At 62.9% G+C, this 20,900-nt stretch carries 17 protein-coding genes; 5 read left to right on the top strand and 12 right to left on the bottom strand.

Going from position 1 to position 20,900, the window contains the following annotated elements:
- Entirely contained in the window at positions 1 to 741 is a 741-nt protein-coding gene (gene ispD, locus PSUB009319_RS11145; RefSeq protein ID WP_124382293.1) for a 2-C-methyl-D-erythritol 4-phosphate cytidylyltransferase, read from the bottom strand.
- Between the two features lie 173 nt (positions 742 to 914).
- On the opposite strand from ispD, the gene mfd reads away from it, so the two are divergent.
- The 4 genes from mfd to PSUB009319_RS11125 all read left to right on the top strand — a co-directional run bounded on the left by mfd (position 915) and on the right by PSUB009319_RS11125 (position 7,638).
- The gene (mfd, locus tag PSUB009319_RS11140) at positions 915 to 4,346 is read left to right on the top strand and encodes a transcription-repair coupling factor (RefSeq protein WP_124382292.1); all 3,432 of its coding nucleotides are present in this window, start codon (positions 915 to 917) and stop codon (positions 4,344 to 4,346) included.
- Between the two features lie 37 nt (positions 4,347 to 4,383).
- Entirely contained in the window at positions 4,384 to 5,577 is a 1,194-nt protein-coding gene (argE, locus tag PSUB009319_RS11135) for an acetylornithine deacetylase (RefSeq protein ID WP_124382291.1), read from the top strand.
- A 114-nt stretch (positions 5,578 to 5,691) separates the two neighbouring features.
- Positions 5,692 to 6,549, top strand: coding sequence for a phosphoserine phosphatase SerB (serB, locus tag PSUB009319_RS11130; protein ID WP_124382290.1), 858 nt, complete (start codon positions 5,692 to 5,694; stop codon positions 6,547 to 6,549).
- A gap of 27 nt (positions 6,550 to 6,576) precedes the next feature.
- A complete protein-coding gene (locus tag PSUB009319_RS11125) occupies positions 6,577 to 7,638 on the top strand; it encodes a YhcG family protein (protein WP_124382289.1) in 1,062 nt (353 codons plus the stop codon).
- Positions 7,639 to 7,707: 69 nt separating this feature from the next.
- On the opposite strand, the gene PSUB009319_RS11120 is transcribed toward PSUB009319_RS11125, so the two are convergent.
- From PSUB009319_RS11120 to phaC, 9 genes are all read right to left on the bottom strand, one after another.
- Positions 7,708 to 8,919 carry a cystathionine beta-lyase gene (locus PSUB009319_RS11120; protein ID WP_124382288.1) on the bottom strand — a complete coding sequence of 404 codons (1,212 nt, stop codon included), beginning with the start codon at positions 8,917 to 8,919 and terminating at the stop codon, positions 7,708 to 7,710.
- 41 nt (positions 8,920 to 8,960) lie between these two features.
- Positions 8,961 to 9,695 (bottom strand): hypothetical protein, encoded by a 735-nt coding sequence (locus PSUB009319_RS11115; protein ID WP_124382287.1) that lies wholly within the window; start codon positions 9,693 to 9,695, stop codon positions 8,961 to 8,963.
- Positions 9,670 to 10,854 carry a beta-ketothiolase BktB gene (bktB, locus tag PSUB009319_RS11110; RefSeq protein WP_124382286.1) on the bottom strand — a complete coding sequence of 395 codons (1,185 nt, stop codon included), beginning with the start codon at positions 10,852 to 10,854 and terminating at the stop codon, positions 9,670 to 9,672. Before bktB ends, PSUB009319_RS11115 begins: the two co-directional genes overlap by 26 nt.
- Before the next feature lie 103 nt (positions 10,855 to 10,957).
- Positions 10,958 to 12,319, bottom strand: coding sequence for a 30S ribosomal protein S12 methylthiotransferase RimO (gene rimO / locus PSUB009319_RS11105; protein WP_124382285.1), 1,362 nt, complete (start codon positions 12,317 to 12,319; stop codon positions 10,958 to 10,960).
- 66 nt (positions 12,320 to 12,385) lie between these two features.
- Complete coding sequence (locus tag PSUB009319_RS11100) at positions 12,386 to 13,366, bottom strand: tRNA-dihydrouridine synthase (RefSeq protein WP_124382284.1); 981 nt, start codon at positions 13,364 to 13,366, stop codon at positions 12,386 to 12,388.
- A gap of 202 nt (positions 13,367 to 13,568) precedes the next feature.
- Positions 13,569 to 14,123, bottom strand: coding sequence for a polyhydroxyalkanoate synthesis repressor PhaR (gene phaR / locus PSUB009319_RS11095; protein WP_004627096.1), 555 nt, complete (start codon positions 14,121 to 14,123; stop codon positions 13,569 to 13,571).
- Between the two features lie 404 nt (positions 14,124 to 14,527).
- Complete coding sequence (locus PSUB009319_RS11090) at positions 14,528 to 15,268, bottom strand: 3-ketoacyl-ACP reductase (protein ID WP_124382283.1); 741 nt, start codon at positions 15,266 to 15,268, stop codon at positions 14,528 to 14,530.
- 126 nt (positions 15,269 to 15,394) lie between these two features.
- A complete protein-coding gene (locus PSUB009319_RS11085) occupies positions 15,395 to 16,576 on the bottom strand; it encodes an acetyl-CoA C-acetyltransferase (protein WP_124382282.1) in 1,182 nt (393 codons plus the stop codon).
- Between the two features lie 88 nt (positions 16,577 to 16,664).
- The gene (gene phaC, locus PSUB009319_RS11080) at positions 16,665 to 18,458 is read right to left on the bottom strand and encodes a class I poly(R)-hydroxyalkanoic acid synthase (RefSeq protein WP_124382281.1); all 1,794 of its coding nucleotides are present in this window, start codon (positions 18,456 to 18,458) and stop codon (positions 16,665 to 16,667) included.
- A 271-nt stretch (positions 18,459 to 18,729) separates the two neighbouring features.
- Here phaC and PSUB009319_RS11075 point away from each other — a divergent pair, with 271 nt between their 5' ends.
- A complete protein-coding gene (locus tag PSUB009319_RS11075) occupies positions 18,730 to 18,966 on the top strand; it encodes a hypothetical protein (protein WP_124382280.1) in 237 nt (78 codons plus the stop codon).
- A 4-nt stretch (positions 18,967 to 18,970) separates the two neighbouring features.
- Here the strand turns inward: PSUB009319_RS11075 and pgeF are convergent, their stop codons facing one another.
- Complete coding sequence (gene pgeF, locus PSUB009319_RS11070) at positions 18,971 to 19,780, bottom strand: peptidoglycan editing factor PgeF (protein WP_124382438.1); 810 nt, start codon at positions 19,778 to 19,780, stop codon at positions 18,971 to 18,973.
- Positions 19,764 to 20,888, bottom strand: coding sequence for an RluA family pseudouridine synthase (locus PSUB009319_RS11065; protein WP_124382279.1), 1,125 nt, complete (start codon positions 20,886 to 20,888; stop codon positions 19,764 to 19,766). The genes pgeF and PSUB009319_RS11065 overlap by 17 nt, the downstream gene beginning before the upstream one ends.
- Positions 20,889 to 20,900 lie beyond the last annotated feature (12 nt).

Raw genomic sequence — 20,900 nt, 5'->3', positions numbered from 1 at the left:
TCAGTCATGGCTCGCCCGCGCGAGGATGGCCTCTGCGAGCGCGAAATCGTCGGGATACGTCACCTTGAAGTTGCGCAGCGCACCCGGCACAAGCAACGGCGGATGGCCAGCGGCTTCAATGGCGCTGGCCTCGTCAGTGACGATGCGATGCTGCACGAGTGCCTCCCGCAGGGCGCGCTCCAGCAGACCAAGCGGGAACATCTGCGGCGTCTGCGCTTGCCACAGGCCGTCGCGCTGCAAAGTGGCACTGATATGCTGCGCCGCGTCGGCGCGCTTGAGCGTGTCGGCCACCGGCAGCGCGAGGATGCCACCCACAGCCTGTGTGCCCTCCGCCTCCACCGCAGTAACCAAACGAGCGATCAGCGCGGGGGTCAGGCCGGGGCGCGCCGCATCGTGCACGAGCACCCAGTCGTCATCATGCGCACCCATGCCACGTAAGGCCGCCAACCCGTGCGTGACCGATGCGTGACGCGAATCTCCGCCGCAATCGACTTCCACCAGCTTGGGCGCGTCAAAACCGCCATTGGCAAAACGCTGGGCGAGCGGCTGTACGCCGGGCGTCGTCACGACAAGCACAGTATCAATTTCAGGACTGGCCAGAAACGCCTGTGCCGTGTGCCACAGCATCGGCCGGCCGGCAATCACCCGATACTGCTTGGGCAAATCGCCGCCGGCGCGCGAGCCAGCGCCGGCCGAGGGAATCAGCGCAAAACGGCGTCGACCAGGGTGAGAAATCGGCATGAAAAGCGGAAAAAAGGATGTTGGCGCAGCATTTGCTTGGATTTTGGCGCCAGCCAAGCGCGCGGCTGGCGCGGATTTTATAATAGCGGCCTGCGTCACGACACCCCGCCTGCACATGCCGGCGGGGTGTCGTGCTTTGCCTTGCCGTCGTGCCCCACAAAACCTGACGCCTCATGTCCGATTTTTCGCTCTCTGCCCTGCCCGCCGTCAAACCGGGCTCGCGCTTCGTCTTCAGCGGCCTGCAAGGCGCGGCAGATGCCCTGCTGCTTGCGCGCTACCTGGAGCAGCATCGCGCGGCCGTGCCGATGCTGGCGGTGGTCTGCGCCAATGCCGTTGATGCGCAGCGCCTGGCTGAAGAACTGCGCTGGTTTGCTCCGCAGGCGCGCGTGAAACTGCTGCCAGACTGGGAAACGCTGCCGTACGACAATTTCTCGCCGCACCAGGACTTGATCTCCGAGCGGCTGGCAACACTGCACGATCTGCAGAACGGCGCATGCGACATCCTGCTGGTGCCCGCATCGACAGCCTTGCAGCGCGTGGCACCGCCTTCGTTTCTGGCCGCCTACACGTTCTTCTTCAAGAAAGGCGAAAAGCTCGACGAAGCCGCATTGAAAGCGCAGTTCACCCTGGCCGGCTACGAGCACGTGAGTGCCGTGATGCGCCCGGGCGAATACTCGGTGCGTGGCGGCCTGATCGACCTCTTCCCGATGGGCTCGCCGCTGCCGTACCGCCTCGACCTGTTCGGTGACGAGATCGAGACCATCCGCTCGTTCGATCCCGACACGCAACGCAGCCTCTACCCGGTGAACGAAGTTCGCCTGCTGCCGGGTCGAGAATTCCCGATGGACGAGGCCTCGCGCACCGCCTTCCGCGGCCGCTGGCGCGAAGTATTTGAAGGCGACCCGACGCGCTCGCCCATCTACAAGGACATTGGCAACGGCGTACCGAGCGCGGGTATCGAGTACTACCTGCCGCTGTTCTTCGAAGACACCGCCACGCTGTTCGACTACCTGCCGGGCGCCACGCACCTCGCCTTCGTCGGCGATATTGAAGGCGCGGTGCGCCGCTTCTGGGCCGACACCACACAGCGCTACAACTTCATGCGGCACGACCGCGAGCGGCCGCTGCTGCAGCCGTCTGCGTTGTACCTGGATGAAGAAGCGTTTTTCGTGGCGGCCAAGCCACATGCGCGCCTCGTGTTGCACGCCGAGCCCGGTGATGCACCGCTGTCGCTGCCGCTGCCCAACGTGGCCGTCAATCGCCGCGCAGAAGACCCACTGGTCAATCTCGAATCGTTCCTGATGCGCGGCAATTGCCGCGTGATGATCTGCGCAGAATCCGCCGGCCGCCGCGAAACGCTCGCGCAAATGTTCGCCGCCAGCGGCCTGCACCCCGAAGGTGTGGCCGACTACGCCGACCTGATGAGCAGTGACGCCCAGTTCGTGCTGGGTGTCGCACCGCTGTACCAGGGCTTCATCCTCGGAGACGAACGGATCGCCCTCATCACCGAGACCGAGTTGTACGCGCAAACCGTGCGCCGCGCCGGTCGCCGCAAGCAGGAGCAGGCCACGGCCGTTGATTCCATGGTGCGCGACCTGGCTGAGTTGAAAATCGGCGACCCGGTGGTGCACAGCGAACACGGCATCGGCCGCTATCAGGGGCTGGTGTCCATCGACATGGGCAACGGCGAGGAAGAATTCCTGCACCTCGACTACGACAAGGGCAGCAAGCTTTACGTGCCGGTACACCAGTTGCACGTGATCTCGCGCTATTCGGGTGCCGATCCCGAAACCGCGCCGCTGCATTCGCTCGGTTCGGGCCAGTGGGAAAAGGCCAAGCGCAAAGCGGCGCAACAGATCCGCGATACAGCGGCTGAACTGCTGAACCTCTATGCGCGCCGCGCGCTGCGCCAGGGCTTCGCCTTCCCGCTCACGCCTGACGATTACGCCACGTTTGCCGAGAGCTTCGGCTTTGAAGAAACGCCCGACCAGGCCGCCGCCATCGCCGCGGTCATCGCTGACATGACATCGGGCAAGCCGATGGACCGCCTGGTCTGCGGCGACGTCGGCTTCGGCAAAACTGAAGTCGCCTTGCGCGCCGCATTTGTAGCGGTAATGGGCGGCAAGCAGGTCGCCATCCTCGCGCCTACCACGCTGCTGGCCGAGCAGCACTACCAGACGCTGGTCGACCGCTTTGCCGATTGGCCCGTACGCATTGCCGAAATCTCGCGCTTCAAGAACAAGAAAGAGATCGACGGCGCCGTCGAAGCCATCAACGCCGGCACCATCGACATCGTGATCGGCACGCACAAGCTGCTTTCGCCGGATGTGAAATTCGACCGCTTGGGGCTCGTCATCATCGATGAGGAACACCGCTTTGGCGTGCGTCAGAAAGAAGCGCTCAAAACGCTGCGCGCCGAGGTGGACGTGCTCACGCTCACCGCCACGCCGATCCCGCGCACGCTGGGCATGGCGCTGGAGGGCCTGCGCGATTTCTCCGTTATTGCGACTGCGCCGCAGAAGCGGCTGGCGATCAAGACTTTCCTGCGCCGCGAAGAAGATGGCGTACTGCGCGAGGCCATCCTGCGCGAGCTCAAGCGCGGCGGCCAGGTCTACTTCCTGCACAACGAGGTCGAGACCATCGAGAACAAGCGCGCCAAGCTCGAAGAGTTGATTCCGGAAGCGCGCGTGGTGGTCGCTCACGGCCAGATGCATGAGCGCGAGCTGGAGCGCGTGATGCGCGATTTCGTTGCCCAGCGCGCCAACATCCTGCTGTGCACGACCATCATCGAAACCGGCATCGACGTGCCGACCGCCAATACGATCCTGATCCACCGCGCCGACAAGTTCGGCCTTGCGCAGTTGCACCAGTTGCGCGGCCGCGTCGGGCGTTCGCACCATCAGGCGTATGCGTACTTGCTGGTGCACGACGTGGATGGCCTGACCAAGCAGGCGCAGCGCCGGCTCGAAGCCATTCAGCAGATGGAAGAGCTCGGTGCGGGCTTCTATCTGGCGATGCACGATCTTGAAATTCGCGGTGCGGGCGAGGTGCTGGGCGACAAGCAATCGGGCGAAATCTCCGAGATCGGTTTCCAGCTCTACACCGACATGCTCAACCAGGCGGTGAAGTCGCTCAAGGCCGGCAAGGAGCCCGATCTGATGGCGCCGCTGGCGGCCACCACCGAGATCAACCTCGGCACACCCGCCCTGCTGCCGCAGGACTATTGCGGCGACGTGCAAGAGCGCCTGTCGCTCTACAAGCGCCTGGCCAACTGCGAAAGCGGCGACACCATCGACAACATCCAGGAAGAGCTGATCGACCGTTTCGGCAAGCTGCCGCCGCAGGCGCAGTCGCTCATCGAAACGCACCGGCTGCGCATTGCGGCGGCGCCGCTGGGCATCCGCAAGATCGACACAGGCACGAACGCCGTCACGCTGCAGTTCGTGCCGAACCCGCCCGTCGACGCCATCAAGATCATCGATCTGGTGCAGAAGAACCGGCAGATCAAGCTGGCCGGGCAAGACCGTCTGCGCATCGAGAATATTCCGGCCGAATTCGCCGCGCTGGCGCAGACCATTCGCCACGCCATGCGGCAATTGACGTGATCCAGTAGGATCAGCCGATCAGAACAAGGAAACCATCATGAGCACCGCCCTCGCCCCATTCTCGACGCTCGACTGGACACACAAGCTCGTCAGCTTCGACACCACCAGCCGCGGCTCCAACCTGGCGCTGATCGAAACCGTGCGCGACTACCTGCGCGGCGTCGGCCTCGAATCGCATCTCTCGCACAACGACGATCGCAACAAGGCCAACCTGTTTGCCACCATTCCGGCCGCGAACGGCAGCATGCAAGGCGGCATCGTGCTGTCGGGCCACACCGATGTGGTGCCGGTCGATGGACAGAAATGGGACAGCAACCCGTTCGCGCCAGAAGTGCGCGACGGCAAGCTCTACGGCCGCGGCACGTGCGACATGAAAGGCTTCATAGCGTCATCGCTGGCGCTGGTGCCGTCGCTGCTGCAGGCCAAGCTGCGTGAGCCGGTGCACCTTGCGCTGTCGTACGATGAAGAGGTCGGCTGCGTGGGCGCCCCGCGCATGATCGAAGACCTGATTGCGCGCGGCATCAAGCCCGCCGGATGCATCGTGGGCGAACCCACTTCCATGCGCCCCATCGTCGCCCACAAGGGCATCAACGCGTACCGCTGCCGCGTGCATGGCCGCGCCGCGCATTCGTCGCTGACGCCGCAGGGTGTGAACGCCATCGAATACGCCGCACGCATCATCTGCTTCGTGCGCGATCTGGCCGATGAATTCCGCGCCAAAGGCCCGTTCGATGACGCGTTTGACGTGCCGTTCACCACGGCATCGACCGGCCTCATCAACGGCGGTATTGCGCTGAACACCATCCCGGCACTGTGCGAGCTGGTGTTTGAATTCCGCAACCTGCCGGGCGTGGATGCACCGGCCATACGCGCGCGCGTCGAGCACTACGTGCGCGAGACCATCGAGCCTGCCATGCAGCGCGAGCATCCGGATGCCCGCATCGAACTCGACGAGATTGCTGCTGCGCCATCGCTCGACGCGTCGGAACAGGCCGCCATCACGCAACTCGTGCGCGTGCTGACCGAAGACAACGACAAGCGCAAGGTCGCCTACGGCACCGAGGCCGGTCTGTTTCAGCGCGCAGGCATTCCGGCCGTGCTGTGCGGACCGGGCAACATCGAGCAGGCGCACAAAGCCAACGAATACGTTGAACTCGCCCAGCTCGACGCCTGCGACCGCTTTCTCGCCAAGGTGGCACGCAGCCTGATGATCGAGACCGCGTCCGCCTGATGCTTGGACACCGACGCCTCACCTTTGGGCGGGGCGTATCCGGTCGGGGCGTTCGCTACAATAGCGAGCTTCCCCGGCACCGAATTGCCCGCCCCCCCCTCTTCTCGTCATTCCATGCCCGTCATTCTGCAAAGCCTGTCGCCGCTGTCCACCGGCGACATTGAATCCGTCCGCAGCCTGTTCGGCAGCGCCACCTACGAGATGCGCGCGCCCAACGTCGCCGCCATCGAGTGGGTGCACGAATTGCCCAGCGAATTGCGCGTCCAGCTCGACGCCATCTGCGCCAACCTCAAGATGGACTACGCATGGATTCCTGACGAATGGACGTCTGGCGATTTCCGCGTGCTGGCGATGGACATGGATTCCACGCTCATCACCATCGAGTGCATCGACGAAATTGCAGACTTCTGCGGGCTCAAGCCACAGGTAGCCGCCATCACGGAAGCGTCGATGCGTGGCGAGATCAAGGATTTCAACGAGAGCCTGACGCGTCGTGTTGAGCTGCTCAAGGGCCTGGATGCGAATGTGCTGGAGCGCGTCTATGCTGAGCGCCTGCAACTCTCGCTGGGTGCCGAGAAAATGCTCAAAGCCGTGCAGGCATTGGGCATCCGCACGCTGCTGGTGTCGGGCGGCTTCGAGTTCTTCACCTCGCGCCTGCAGGAGCGCCTGGGCCTGGACCGTACGCGCGCCAACACGCTGGAAATCGTCGATGGCAAGCTGACCGGCCGCGTGCTCGGCGAGATCGTCAATGCGGAGGTGAAGGCGCAGACGCTCAAAGCGTTCTGCCAGGAGCTGGGCGTGTCGCCGCACAACGCCATCGCCATGGGCGACGGCTCGAACGACCTGAAGATGATGGGCGTGGCAGGCCTGTCGGTGGCGTTCCGCGCCAAGCCCATCGTGCAGGCGCAGGCCGACGTTGCGTTCAACGTGGTCGGCCTGGATGGATTGTTGAATCTGTTTCCCCTGCAGTAAGCGCTCCGGCAAGGAGAAAGCGCAGCGATGGCAACGACTCAATCCACCCGCAGGAAACTCGCACCGGTGGTGCGAGAAACTGTTGAAGCACACGACTATGCGGCCCTGCTAACCGAGGTCAGGGCGCGCATTCAGGCCGCGCAGTATGCGGCATTGCGGGCGGTCAACAAGGAACTGGTCGGCCTGTACTGGGACATCGGGCGACTGATCGTGGCGCGGCAGCGAACCGAGGGTTGGGGAAAAGCCGTCGTAGAGCAACTCGCCGTAGACCTGCAGGCGAGCTTCCCCGGCACGGGCGGGTTTTCAGCGTCCAACTTGTGGCGGATGAAGGGTTTCTTCGAGACCTACAGCGGCACAGCAAAACTCGCACCGCTGGTGCGAGAAATCGGCTGGAGCCACAATCTGCTTATCCTTGAACGCTGCAAAGACGCCCAGGAACGCGAGTTCTACCTGCGCATGACGCGCAAGTTCGGCTGGTCAAAAAACGTACTTGCGCACCAGATCGACAACCAGACTTACCAGAAATCGCTCCTGGGCCAGACCAATTTCGACAAGGCTCTGACGCCCGCATTGCGCGCGCAGGCCAAACTGGCGGTCAAGGATGAATACGTGTTCGACTTTCTCGAGCTGGGCGACCAGCACAGCGAACGTGAGCTTGAGCGCGCGCTAATCACCCGCATTGAAGATTTCCTGCGCGCAATGGGCGGCATGTTTGCCTTTCTCGGCAGCCAATACCGGCTCGAGGTGGATGGTGACGAATACTTCATCGACCTTCTGCTGTTTCACCGGCGCCTGCGCTCGCTGGTAGCCATCGAACTGAAAATCGGCAAGTTCGAGCCTGAGTTCATCGGCAAGATGCAGTTCTACCTGGCCGCATTGGACGAACAGGTCCGCCAGGACGACGAGAACCCATCCATCGGCATCATCCTGTGCAAGGAAAAGAAGCGCACCATCGTTGAGTACGCCTTGCGTGATGCAAGAAAGCCGATTGGCGTAGCAACCTACGCCATCACAAAAAGCCTGCCGAAGGAGTTGCAGGGCCAGTTGCCCTCGCCTGAAGCCATTGCACGCCTGCTTGAAACGCTGTAGCAACGCTCACTGATATGCAAACGGGGCGCATCTCTGCGCCCCGCTTCGCCGCCCTGAAAGTCTGAACGATCAAGCCCGCAGGTGCGTCTCCATCGCCTGCTTCAGATCCGCAATCAAATCCCGCGGATCTTCCAGCCCGATATACAGCCGCACAAAGCCGCCCGTGTTCTCCCAACCGGCCGGCGGCCAGGCGGTCGCCGTGCGCATCGACGGAATGTTGTACGGCAGTGCCAGGCTGTGCGCCCCACCCCACGAAAAGCCGATCGCAAAGTAGCGCAAGCCTTCGATAAAGGCATCGATCTGCGCCTGCGAGTAACGCTCGTGCAGCACGATCGAGAACAATCCGCTCGCGCCGGCAAAGTCGCGCTTCCAGTTTTCATGGCCAGGACACTCGGGCAGCGCCGGGTGCAGCACGCGCACAACTTCGGGCCGGTCAGCCAACCATTCAGCGACTTCGCGTGCGTGCGCATCGTGTGCCGCCAGGCGTGTTGGCAAGCTCGGCAAGCCGCGCAGCACGAAATAGCAATCATCGGCAGATACGCCCCAGCCCATGCGCATGCGCGTGGCCAGCAGCTTATGGTGCAGTGCTTCATCGTTGGTGATGGCGGCGCCCATGAGCACATCGCTGCCGCCGGATTGGTACTTGGTCAGCGCCTGCACGGAGATATCGATGCCATGCACGAACGGCTGGTAGTACACGCCGCCGCTCCAGGTGTTATCGATGGCAGTGATGGCGCCGGCCTTGCGGGCCACCTCGGCGATCGCCGCGCAATCCGGCACTTCCATCGTCACCGAGCCCGGTGCTTCGAGCCACACGAGCCTGGTGTTGTGGCGGATCAAGTCAGCGATGCCAGCGCCGATCATGGGGTCGTAGTAGCGCACGGTGATCCCGAACTGGCGCGCCATCCATTCGCCATGATCACGGTTCGGGCCGTAGGCATTGTCCGGAACCAGCACATCATCGCCAGACTTGATAAGCGTGAAGTACACCAGCGAGATCGCCGCCAGCCCGGAGGGCAACAGCAACGTATGCGAGCCGCCTTCAATCTGCGCCAACGCCTGACACAGCGTGTCGGACGTAGGCGTGGCATGCAGGCCGTAGCGCCAGTGCACCACGCTGCCACTGCCGAAGGCGCGCATGTCGGCGAGGTTCTTGAACACAACCGTCGACGCACGATGTGTGGCATGCGAGAACGCCAAAAAGCCCGGTGGGATGTGCAGCTCCGGATGCACAGCCTGGGTCGCGGGAAACATGGGCGGGAGCTTGGTGTCGTCGTTCACGTGGTTTCCTGGTTGATCGCGTATGAGCGGCTTTCAGCCGCTTACCAGTGCGCGCTTGATCGTGTTGGATTGCCCGGTGGTGGCGCAATCTGACCCGGCGCGGCGGGAACTAGCGGCGTTGCGGGCGCAGCAGCATTGCTGTTGGCTGCGGCATCGTACGGCGGGATCACCACCACAGCGACCGGCCTCAGCACAAAAGGGAGCATATGCCCATCGTGGGCCACGTCCGTCCACGTGCCACGCACAATGCCGCGGGCGTCGATGGAGCCTTCCCAGGTGCCGGTAACGTGCGTGCCGTCATCTGACTCTTCCATCAGGAAGCCGCCGTTTTCGTATTCGCCCGTCACAAGACGTACGCCAGACGCGTTGCCCGCAACGTACTCGCCGTGGACGCTGTCGATTTCACCCGTCTTGCGCCCAAGGCGCATGTGGATCGGCATATCGCCGATCACGCCGGTATAGACGGGGTATTTCGCGTAGTCGGGCTGCGGTTGCAGCACATTGGGCGGCGCGGTCTGGGCGGAGAACCCGTTGCCGGCCTTGTGGGCTTGAGCGCGGCGCTTGTCGCCATCAGCCACAGCGCGGTTCAGACCGAGGTCTCCCGGCTGCACGTTGGTGCTGCCGGTCGACACGTCATAACCGTTGTTGGCGCTCGGCGTCTGAGCAGACACCGGCGCCACGCCCAGGGCCAACAGCAGCGCGATCAGCGCAGCCGACGGCCCAACCAGGCGTCCAATCGAAAAAATGCGTTCAGATGCGTTCAAACACCGCCGCAATGCCTTGTCCTCCACCAATACACATGGTCACCAGTGCATAGCGACCACCAATGCGCTGCAGTTCGTGCAGCGCCTTCACCGTAATCACGGCACCCGTTGCACCGATCGGGTGGCCGAGCGAGATGCCCGAGCCGTTCGGGTTGACCTTAGCGGGGTCCAGGCCGAGTTCCTTGGTCACCGCACAGGCTTGGGCTGCAAATGCCTCGTTGGCTTCGATCACGTCCAGATCGTTGACTGACAAGCCTGCACGCTCGAGCGCGCGGCGCGTGGCCGGCACCGGGCCGATGCCCATGATCTTCGGGTCGACGCCGGCATGGCCGTACGACACCAGGCGCGCCAGTGGCTTGAGACCACGCATTTCGGCCACAGAGCGCTCCATCAGAACCAGCGCCGCGCCCGCATCATTCAAGCCTGACGCATTGCCCGCCGTGACCGTACCGTTTTCTTTCGTGAAGACGGGTTTGAGCTTGGTCATGTCGTCGATGGTCGCGTCATGGCGGACGTGCTCATCGGTATCGAACTGGATATCGCCCTTGCGCGATTTGATCGTCACCGGAACGATCTGGTCCTTGAAATAACCGGCCTGGATCGCACGCGACGCACGCTGGTGCGATTCCAGTGCAGTCTGGTCCTGCTGCTCACGGCTGATGCCGAATTCCTTGGCGACGTTTTCCGCCGTCACACCCATGTGGATGGCGTGGAACGGGTCGTGCAGCGCGCCGAGCATCATATCGACCATCTTGGCGTCGCCCATACGCGAGCCCCAGCGGGCAGCGGGCGCGAGGTACGGCGCGCGGCTCATGCTTTCTGCACCGCCGGCGATGGCGATATCGGCGTCCCCCAACAGCACGGTCTGCGCGGCGTTCACCACGGCCTGCAGCCCTGATCCGCACAGGCGGTTGACGTTGAACGCGGGCGTCTCGGCCGACACACCGCCGTTCACGGCAGCCACACGCGAGAGATACATGTCGCGCGGCTCAGTGTTGATCACATGACCAAACACCACGTGGCCGACCTCTTCGCCCTTCACACCGGCGCGGGCCAGCGCTTCGCGCACGACCAGCGCGCCCAGTTCGCACGGCGCCACGTCCTTGAGGCTGCCGCCAAACGTCCCGATTGCGGTACGAACGCCGCTGACCACCACCACTTCACGTGCCATTGCTGTCTCCATCGTTAGAAATCGGATGGCGGCCAGTATAAATGAACGACCGTTCGCAAATTTTAGGTGCGATTACCTAAGGGGTCTTGGCGACCAACCTGCCTCAAACCTCGCCCCACAGGTCGTGACCGTCCGCGCCGGCGATCTTGACCGACACGAAATCGCCCGCCTTGTAGCGCTTGTACGGCTTGGACGGCGGCGCGATATAGACCAGACCGTCGATCTCCGGCGCATCTGCCGACGAGCGGCCAATACCGCCATCCTGGTTCACCTCATCCACCAGCACGCGCAGCGATTTGCCAACCTTGCGTTGCAGGCGGCGCGCAGACACGCGTTCGGCCACTTCCATGAAGCGCGCGCGGCGCTCCTCGCGCACCTCGTCGGGCAGCGCGCCCGGCAGGTCGTTGGCGGTTGCGCCTTCGACCGGCGAGTACGCGAAGCAGCCCACGCGATCCAACTCGGCCTCGGCGATGAAGTCGAGCAGCGTTTGGAACTCTTCCTCCGTCTCACCCGGGAAGCCGGCAATGAACGTGCTGCGAATGGTCAATTCGGGGCACACCTCGCGCCAGGCGCGAATGCGGTCGAGCGTTTTTTCGGCATTGGCGGGGCGCTTCATACGCTTGAGCACATCCGGGTGGGCATGCTGCAGCGGCACGTCCAGATATGGCAGCACCTTGCCTTCGGCCATCAGGGGCATCACCTCGTCAACACTCGGGTACGGGTAGACGTAATGCAGGCGCACCCAAGCACCATATTGCGAAGCAAGCTCGCCCAGCGCAGCCACCAGCTCGGTCATGCGCGTCTTGAGCGGACGGCCATTCCAGAAACCGGTGCGGAATTTGACGTCGACGCCATAGGCGCTGGTGTCCTGCGAGATGACCAACAGCTCCTTCACACCGGCCTTCAGCAGATTTTCCGCCTCCAGCATCACGTCGGCCACCGGTCGCGAGACGAGATCGCCGCGCATCGACGGGATGATGCAGAAGCTGCAGCGGTGGTTGCAGCCCTCCGAAATTTTCAGATACGCATAGTGCTTGGGCGTGAGCTTGATGCCCTGCGGCGGCACCAGATCGAGGAACGGATCGTGCGGCTTGGGCAGGTGCGTGTGCACCGCTTCCATCACTTCGCCCAGCGCGTGGGGGCCGGTCACGGCCAGCACTTTCGGGTGCACGTTGGTGATGATGTCCTGGCCGGCAGCGTCCTTCTTGGCGCCCAGGCAGCCGGTCACGATCACCTTGCCGTTCTCGGCAAGTGCCTCGCCAATCGCATCCAGGCTTTCCTGCACGGCCTCGTCGATGAAGCCGCAGGTGTTCACAACCACCAGGTCCGCCCCGCCGTAGGTGCCGGATATCTCATACCCCTCCGCGCGCAGTTGGGTAATGATCTGCTCGGAGTCGACCAAAGCCTTTGGGCAACCAAGCGAAACGAAGCCTACTTTCGGGCTCTGGGTACTGACGTTGGACATGGGAACAACCTGATGTGGGGAGAGGATTGCGCCGTGCACACAGGGTGTGCCGCGCGGTTGCGTATTTTAACCATTCGCCGCGCCTGGGCGGCCAAGCCGAAGCTGCATCTGTTCAATCACGCGCTCGATTTCCATTGCATCCTGCAGCCGGCGGATCGCGTCGTGCAGCTCTGCAGCCTGCGGCCACGTTCGCTTCAGATAGCCGAGCCATAGCTTGACGCGACCATGCTCATGCTTGGCCGAGATGCGCGCATGCAGCTTCTTCAGATAATCCGCGAGATAGCCAAGCACGATCGGCCATTCCGCCGCAGATGGCTCCTGATCCATCTGCCCGCGAATGCGCTGGGCCAGGAACGGATCGGACACGGCGCCGCGCCCGATCATCACGTCATCACAGCCGCTGACGGCACGGCAACGCTCCCAATCGGCCACGGTCCACACTTCGCCGTTGGCTGTGACGGGAACGTTGACAGCGTCAGCGATGCGTGCAATCCAGTCCCAATGGGCCGGAGGCCGGTAACCATGATCGCGCGTGCGGGCGTGCACCACGAGCGATTCCGCGCCGCCTTCGGCCAGCGCTGTCGCGCAATCAATCGCTCGGGAAGTATCGGAAACGCCAAGCCGCATCTTGGCCGTCACCGAAATGTGCGCCGGCACCGCAGCCCGCACCGCATGCACGATGTCGTGCAGCACTTCCGGCGTGGCGAGCAGCATGGCACCACCACCATGGCGATTCACCACCTTGGCCGGGCAACCGAAGTTGAGGTCGATACCATGCGGCGTCAGGGTTGCCGCGTACTCGGCATTGCGAGCAAGCCACTCCGGATCGCTGCCGAGAAGCTGGATGGTCATCGGCGTGCCGCTGGCCGTGTAGCCGCCATTGCGGATCTCGGGCGTCTCGCGCTCGTAAGTTCGTGCCGGCAGCAAGGAGCCCGTCACGCGGACGAATTCTGAGACGCATCCGTCGTAGCCGCCCGCCTGTGTCAGCACGTCGCGCATGACGTAGTCCGCAACCCCTTCCATCGGGGCGAGCAACAGGCGACTCATGCGAAAACGGAAGACAACCGGCACGCAAGCCGGGGGCGGACATCGAACATGGGGGACCGAAGTGGGAATCGTGATCGTCGATGAGGCGCATGCCTCACCTGAAGGGACTGCATTTTACCTTGCCGTCCGCGCCCACGCGTGCCCAACAAAAAAGGCGAACCGCCATGCGATTCGCCTTGTTTTGCGAGCCGACCGAGCTTACTTACTTCTTCTCGGGCGGCTGGTTGAACGGAAACGTCCCGAACATGTTCTTGGCCTGGCTCTGCATCTGCTCCTGCATCTGTACGAACAAATTTTTACTCTGCTCGATATAGTTGCTCATCATGCCCTGCATCATCGGCCCCTGCATATTCATAAACTGCGACCACATGTCAGGGTTGAAGGTGTTGCCGCTGTATAGATCCTTCGAGTTCTCGGCCAGCTTGCTCTGGATGTCGACAAACGCCTGGATGTTCTTTTCCAGATAGGTTCCCATCATGCCTTGCATGGCGTTGCCATAGAAACGGATGATCTGGGCAAGCATCGCGCCCGAGAACATCGGCACGCCACCGGTTTCCTCTTCCAGGATGATCTGCAGCAGGATGCTGCGGGTCAGGTCTTCACCGGATTTCGCATCAACGACGCGAAATTCCTCGGTTTCCATCACAAGCTGCTTGACGTCTGCCAGCGTGATGTACGTACTGGTCTGAGTATCGTAGAGCCGGCGGTTGGGATATTTCTTGATCAGCCGTTCGGTGCCCTTCTTGCTGGTGGCCATCGTGCCTTTCCGTGTTGGCGATGCTGCTGCGGTGCAGCCGATGCAGTGCGAAATGACTGCATCGAGCGATGCAGCAAAATACGCGGTTGCCTGGCTATTCCGATCTGCGCGCGAATGCTGCTTTTAAGAGCAGCGCAGATGCATCCGGTTATGATCGGACGCCCCGTGTCTCCCTGCGGAGCGCCTCCGTGACTGGATTCTATGCGGATCGCCCTGCAAAGAAAAGGCGGCTCCCCCCGGTAAAAACCCGCAGCATTTTGATACGGCTCATGCACTCGGACAGTTGCCGAAAAAAAACGCAAAAAGCCTGCTGCAATGCAATTGAGCATTGCAGCATGCAGGGCAGATCAGGGAAAAATGCTGCGCCCATGCTGCAGCATCACCGCAGCATGGGCATTGGCGCGTCAGCCCATGTGCAGGCCGCCGTTGAGGGAGAAGTCAGCGCCGGTGGAGAAGCCCGACTCTTCTGATGCCAGCCATGCGCAGATCGAGGCGATTTCGGTCGGTTCACCCAGGCGCTTGACCGGAATCGTGCCGACGATCTTGTCGAGCACATCCTGACGAATCGCTTTCACCATATCGGTGGCGATATAACCCGGCGACACGGTATTGACCGTCACGCCCTTCGTGGCCACTTCCTGCGCAAGCGCCATCGTGAAGCCATGCAAGCCAGCCTTGGCCGTCGAGTAGTTGGTCTGGCCAAACTGACCCTTCTGCCCGTTCACCGACGAGATATTGATGATGCGGCCCCAACCGCGGTCCGCCATTCCATCAATGACCTGCTTGGTCACGTTGAACAGCGACGTCAAGTTGGTGTCGATCACCGCATCCCAGTCGGCGCGAGTCATCTTGCGGAACACCACGTCGCGCGTGATGCCGGCGTTGTTGATGAGAACATCAACCTCACCCACTTCGGCCTTGACCTTGTCGAACGCAGCCTTGGTCGATTCCCAATCACCGACGTTGCCCTCGGATGGCACGAAATCGAAACCGAGCGCCTTTTGCTGTTCGAGCCATTTCGCCTTGCGCGGCGAGTTCGGTCCGCAGCCCGCGACAACGGTGAAACCGTCGCGCGCCAAGCGCTGGCAAATCGCCGTTCCGATGCCGCCCATGCCTCCGGTGACGTATGCGATGCGTTTGGTCATGTCCACTCCTAGTCCTTGTTGTTAGAACCGCCCAGCCTCTTGCCGAGCAGCAAATGCTCAGGTATCTCGAATTGGCGCATGCGGCTTTCGTTCCGCCGCATGCGCCACAATCCCACTGCAAAAAGCTTACGAGCGCTCAACCGCCAGCGCCACGCCCATACCGCCGCCGATACACAGCGAGGCCAGACCCTTCTTCGCATCGCGCTTCTGCATTTCGTGCAGCAGCGTGACCAGGATACGGCAGCCCGACGCGCCGATCGGGTGACCAATCGCAATCGCACCGCCGTTGACGTTGACCTTTGCCGTATCCCAGCCCATCTGTTGGTGCACGGCCAGCGCCTGAGCGGCAAACGCCTCGTTGATCTCCATCAGGTCCAGATCATTCACCGACCAGCCAGCGCGCGACAAGCAGCGCTGAGATGCCGGTACCGGCCCCATACCCATCACCTTCGGGTCCAGACCAGCGCTTGCGTATGCGCGAATCGTTGCCAGCGGCGTCAGTCCCAGTTCCTTGGCCTTGGCAGCCGACATCACCACGACAGCGGCCGCACCATCGTTCAGGCCCGAGGCGTTGGCAGCCGTCACGGTACCGGCCTTGTCGAAGGCAGGCTTCAGGCCGGCCATCGAATCGAGCGTGGCACCATGGCGCACAAACTCGTCCTGCGCGAAGGCAATCGGGTCACCCTTGCGCTGCGGAATCATGATCGGAACGATTTCGTCATTGAAGCGACCGGACTTCTGCGCAGCTTCTGCCTTGTTCTGCGAAGCCACAGCAAACGCATCCTGAGCTTCACGGGTGATGCCGTATTCCTTGGCCACATTCTCGGCTGTGATGCCCATGTGGTACTGGTTGTAGACATCCCACAGGCCATCAACAATCATCGAGTCGATGAGCTTGGCGTCACCCATGCGAAAGCCGTCGCGCGAGCCCGGCAGGACGTGCGGCGCAGCGGACATGTTCTCCTGACCGCCGGCCACGACGATCTCCGCATCGCCCGCGATGATGGCGTTAGCGGCCAGCATCACGGCCTTCAGGCCCGAGCCGCACACCTTGTTGATGGTCAAGCCAGGCACCATGTTGGGCAGCCCAGCCTTGATGACGGACTGGCGCGCCGGGTTCTGGCCCGAGCCCGCCGTCAGCACCTGGCCCATGATGACTTCACTCACCTGATCCGGTGCCACCTTGGCGCGCGCCAGCGCTTCGCGAATAACGGCCGCACCCAGGTCAGGCGCGGCAATCTTCGCCAGCGAGCCACCAAACTTGCCTACGGCGGTGCGTACCGCCGATACGATCACAACATCGGTCATTTGCTTACCTTCCACTGTCGAAAGAGAGGGTCGTTAGACGCCGCCAGCGGCCGGAGCCGCGACGGCAACGGGGTTCATGCGCGCGATCTTACGCTTTCTGTTTGACGTAGCGGCCAGGCGCCGGCTCGATATCCGGATAGTCCGCATTGCCGTAACCCTTGGGCGCAGCCTTCTGCGCGCCAGCGTGGGACGCCAGCCAAGCCGACCAGTCCGGCCACCAACTGCCCGGATGCTCCTTGGCGCCCTCGAACCATGCATCGGCGGTGTCGGGCAGCTTTGCGTTGATCCAGTGCGAGCGCTTGTTGGCCGCCGGCGGGTTGATCACGCCGGCGATATGCCCCGAGGCACCCAGCACGAAACGCCGTTTGCCCTTGAGCAGCGGCACCGAGCCATAAGCCGATTTCCACGGGACGATATGGTCTTCGCGCGAGCCATAGATGTAGACCGGCACATCGATCTTGCCAAGATCCACCGGCGTGCCGTTCACCTTCAGCTTGCCCGGTGTCTTCAAGTCGTTCTGCAGATACGTATGACGCAAATACCAGCAGTACCACGGGCCCGGCAGGTTGGTGGAATCTCCGTTCCAGTACAGCAAGTCGAACGGCGCGGGCGTCTTACCTTTCAGGTAGTTCTCGACAACGTAATTCCAGACCAGATCGTTCGGGCGCAGGAACGAGAACGTGTTCGCCAGCTCCACGCCGCGCAGCAGACCCGGGCCAGTCGGCGCATTGTTGCCGATGGTCTGCTCACGCATTTCCACCTGGGCTTGATCGACGAAGACGTCGAGAATGCCCGTATCGGTAAAGTCGAGCAGCGTGGTCAGCAGCGTCAGGCTCGAAGCCGGATGCTCGCCGCGTTCGGCCAGCACTGCCAGTGCAGTCGAGAGGATCGTACCGCCCACGCAAAAGCCCAGCACGTTGATCTGGTCTTGCGCAGAAATCTCGCGCGCCACGCGGATGGCCTCGATCGCGCCGCCCTCGATGTAGTCGTCCCACGTGCGGGACGCCATGCTTGCATCCGGGTTGCGCCACGACACCAGGAACACCGTGTTGCCCTGCTCTACCGCGTAGCGCACCAGCGAATTAGCGGGCTGCAGGTCGAGGATGTAGTACTTGTTGATGCACGGCGGCACCAGCAGCAGCGGCCGTGCATGCACCTTGGCCGTCAGCGGCTTGTACTGCAGAAGCTGGAAGTAGTCGTTCTCGAAGACGACCGCGCCTTCGCTGTTGGCGACATTGCGGCCGATCTCGAACGCCGTTTCGTCCGTCTGCGAGATCTTGCCCCGCTCCATGTCCTGCAGCATGTTGAGGATGCCGGTGCGCAGGGATTCGCCACGCGATTCAATCAGATGCTTCTGCGCCTCCGGGTTGGTCGCAAGAAAGTTGGACGGTGACATGGCAGCCGTCCATTGCGACACGGCAAAGCGCACGCGCTCGCGGGTCTTGGCATCGGCCTGCACGGCATCGGCCATTTCCATCAGCGTACGGGCGTTGAGCACGTAGAACGCGGCGGCGTAGCCGTAGAGTGGGCTCTTGCGCCAGGCGTCGTTCGAGAAACGACGATCGGACGGGGCCACGGCCTCGGCGCTTTCGCCGGTGCTCATTTGGCGCCAGATCTGGAGCCACTCTTCAAGGTATCTCTGCTGGATTTCAGCCAGCCGCTCTGGTGGGATCAGCGCGAAGGGAACTGTGCCCTCGCCCATCGCTGCGCCGTTGAACTGGCCAAGACCGGGCGCTGCGGCACCGGGTTGTGCGAAGGCGCCCGCAAAGGCTTGCCATTGCTTGAACTGCTCCGCCCACTGCGTAGGGTCCGACAAGCCCTGCCAGGGAGCTTGAGTGTGGGCGCTAGATGCTTTGGATGATGTCGATTGACGCGATGCCATAGTGCCCTCGATGCGACGATATGCGCCGCTCCGGTTGGAATGGCGGCGCAACTCGTAGTATTGCGGGGCATTGTTGCCTTGCCGTTTCAAAGCTGTCAATCGGAGTTACCTGATGATCGGCCGCAAACGCTGTCCCGGCGGGGGTTTTGCGCCATCCGCCCAAGAATGACGCCCACCGAATGGCTAAGCGCGGTGCCAGGGCTATGGTCCAATCTGCGCAATTTCGTGCGAGACTGCTGCATTGCGCCAACGCCGGGCACCGCCTTTTTCCATGTATATCGTCGCCATCGCCTGGCTGTACGTCGTGCTGATGATGTCCTTGACTGAGCAATCTTGGATTGCCGGCATCGGCACATTCGTTTTCTACGGCGTGGCGCCGCTGTCGCTCTTCCTGTGGATTGCGGGCTCGCCGGCACGAAAGCGGCGCCGGAAAGCCCAGGAAGCCGCGCAGGACAAGGCGGACACCATCCCTGCATTGAGCGGCGGCGCAGACGACGGCGCCGCCTGAACGCTCACGCTGCGCGCCAGATCAACGTGGCCATGCGGCCCGTGGTGCGCTCCCGGCGATACGAATAGAAGCGCTCGGCGTCCGTCATCGTGCACAGGCCGCCGCCGTACACGTCGGTACAGCCGACGCGCGCCAGCCGCAACCGAGCCAACGCATACAGATCAGCGAAGAACTTGCCCGCGGATGCACCCTTCACGAACGCCGCTTCCGTGGCAGGCAGTTCGCCGGGCACCGCAGCGTCGATAAAGGCTTGGCGCACTTCGGCACCCACTTCAAAGCACGATGGCCCGATAGCTGGCCCCAGCCATGCCAGCCACGTTGGATCGGCTTCCTGGCCGCTGGCGCGCAGCCGTTGCGTCATGGCATCGAGCGTGCGCTCGATCACGCCGCCGCATAAACCTCGCCAGCCAGCATGCGCCGCACCCACGGTTACGCCGCGAGCGTCGCTCAGCAAGACAGGCAGGCAATCGGCCGTCATGACCACGCAGACGCGATCCCGCCAGGACGCCACCGCCGCATCGGCCACCACGGGCGCTGACGTGCCCGCGAGTTGATCCAGATCGGCCACACCGGTGCCGTGTACCTGCTCCATCCACGTCGGCTCGGTTGGCAGCGCCGCACGCAAGATGCGGCGATTCTGAGCAACGGCTTCCGGCGCATCGCCAACGTGCTGGCCAAGGTTCAGGCCGCCCGGCAAACCGCCGGCCAATCCGTATGGTCCTGCGCTGACGCCACCCAGGCGGGTCGTTGCCAGCGCTTTGACATGCGAATGCGCGGGCCAGTCGGGGACGATCCAGTCAGTTGACATCGGTATCGGGGTCCAATTCGAGGGCTTCCAGCAGGTCGGCAAAATCCTCTGGCACGCCGGCTTCCCAGTGCACCGATTTGCCCGAGGCCGGATGCACGAGCCCCAGACGCACCGCGTGCAGCGCCTGCCGCGCAAACGGCACCGGCAACGGCGCCTTGATCGTCTGCGGCTGGCCACGTCGGAAGTTGCGTGTGTACACCGGATCGCCAAGCAGCGGATGCCCTTCCGATTCAAAGTGCACACGAATCTGGTGCGTCCGGCCGGTTTCCAGCTGGCAGCGTACGAGCGACACCTGCGCGCGCCCCAAGTCCACCACGTCCAGCGTCTTGAAATGCGTGCGCGCCGGCTTGCCGCTGGCCGTCTCGATGATAGCCATGCGCGTGCGGTCGCGCGGGTCGCGGCCGATCGGGGCGTCAATCGTCGCCTCTTCGGGCGTTTCGCCCCACACGAGCGCCAGATAAGTCCGCTTGACGGTACGTGCCTGCAATTGGCGCACGAGATCCGTCTGCGCGGGCAGCGTACGCGCAACCACCATCAGGCCGGAGGTGTCCTTGTCGAGACGATGGACAATGCCAGCACGCGGCAACTCCACGGCGTCCGGATAACGGTGCAGCAGGCCGTTGAGCACCGTGCCGCTCCAGTTGCCGGCAGCCGGATGTACAACCAGCCCGGCAGGCTTGTTGATGACGAGCAGCGTGTCGTCTTCGTACACCACATCCAGATCGATGGGCTCGGCGACGAAGGCGCTCTCATCGGCCGCGCGTTGCGGCACAACCTCAATACGATCACCGCCAGAGATGGCCGCACGCGGACGCACCACCTCGCCACGGACGCGTACCGCGCCGGCGTCAATCCATTGCTGCAGGCGACTGCGTGAATAGTCGGGCAGCAGCTTGGCGAGCGCCTTGTCCAGGCGCTCGCCGTGCATGGCTTCGGGAATCTCTACGATAATCGGCTGGGCTGCCTGGGCCGCGCCGGCGGCAGACAGATCCAGTGCCTCATCGTCGAGGGCCTCGTCGGTGTCCTGTGAGGTTTCCTGCGCAGTGAGGGAAACGTCAGCCACTGCGTCGTCTGACACAGGGCTTGGGCTATAATGCTTGATGCGATTTTTCATTCAGAAAAGGTG

Source organism: Ralstonia sp. SET104, assembly GCF_003851545.1.
Lineage (GTDB): Bacteria > Pseudomonadota > Gammaproteobacteria > Burkholderiales > Burkholderiaceae > Ralstonia.
The sequence above is the reverse complement of the archived record's forward strand: the minus strand, read 5'-3'. Positions and strand labels throughout refer to the sequence as shown.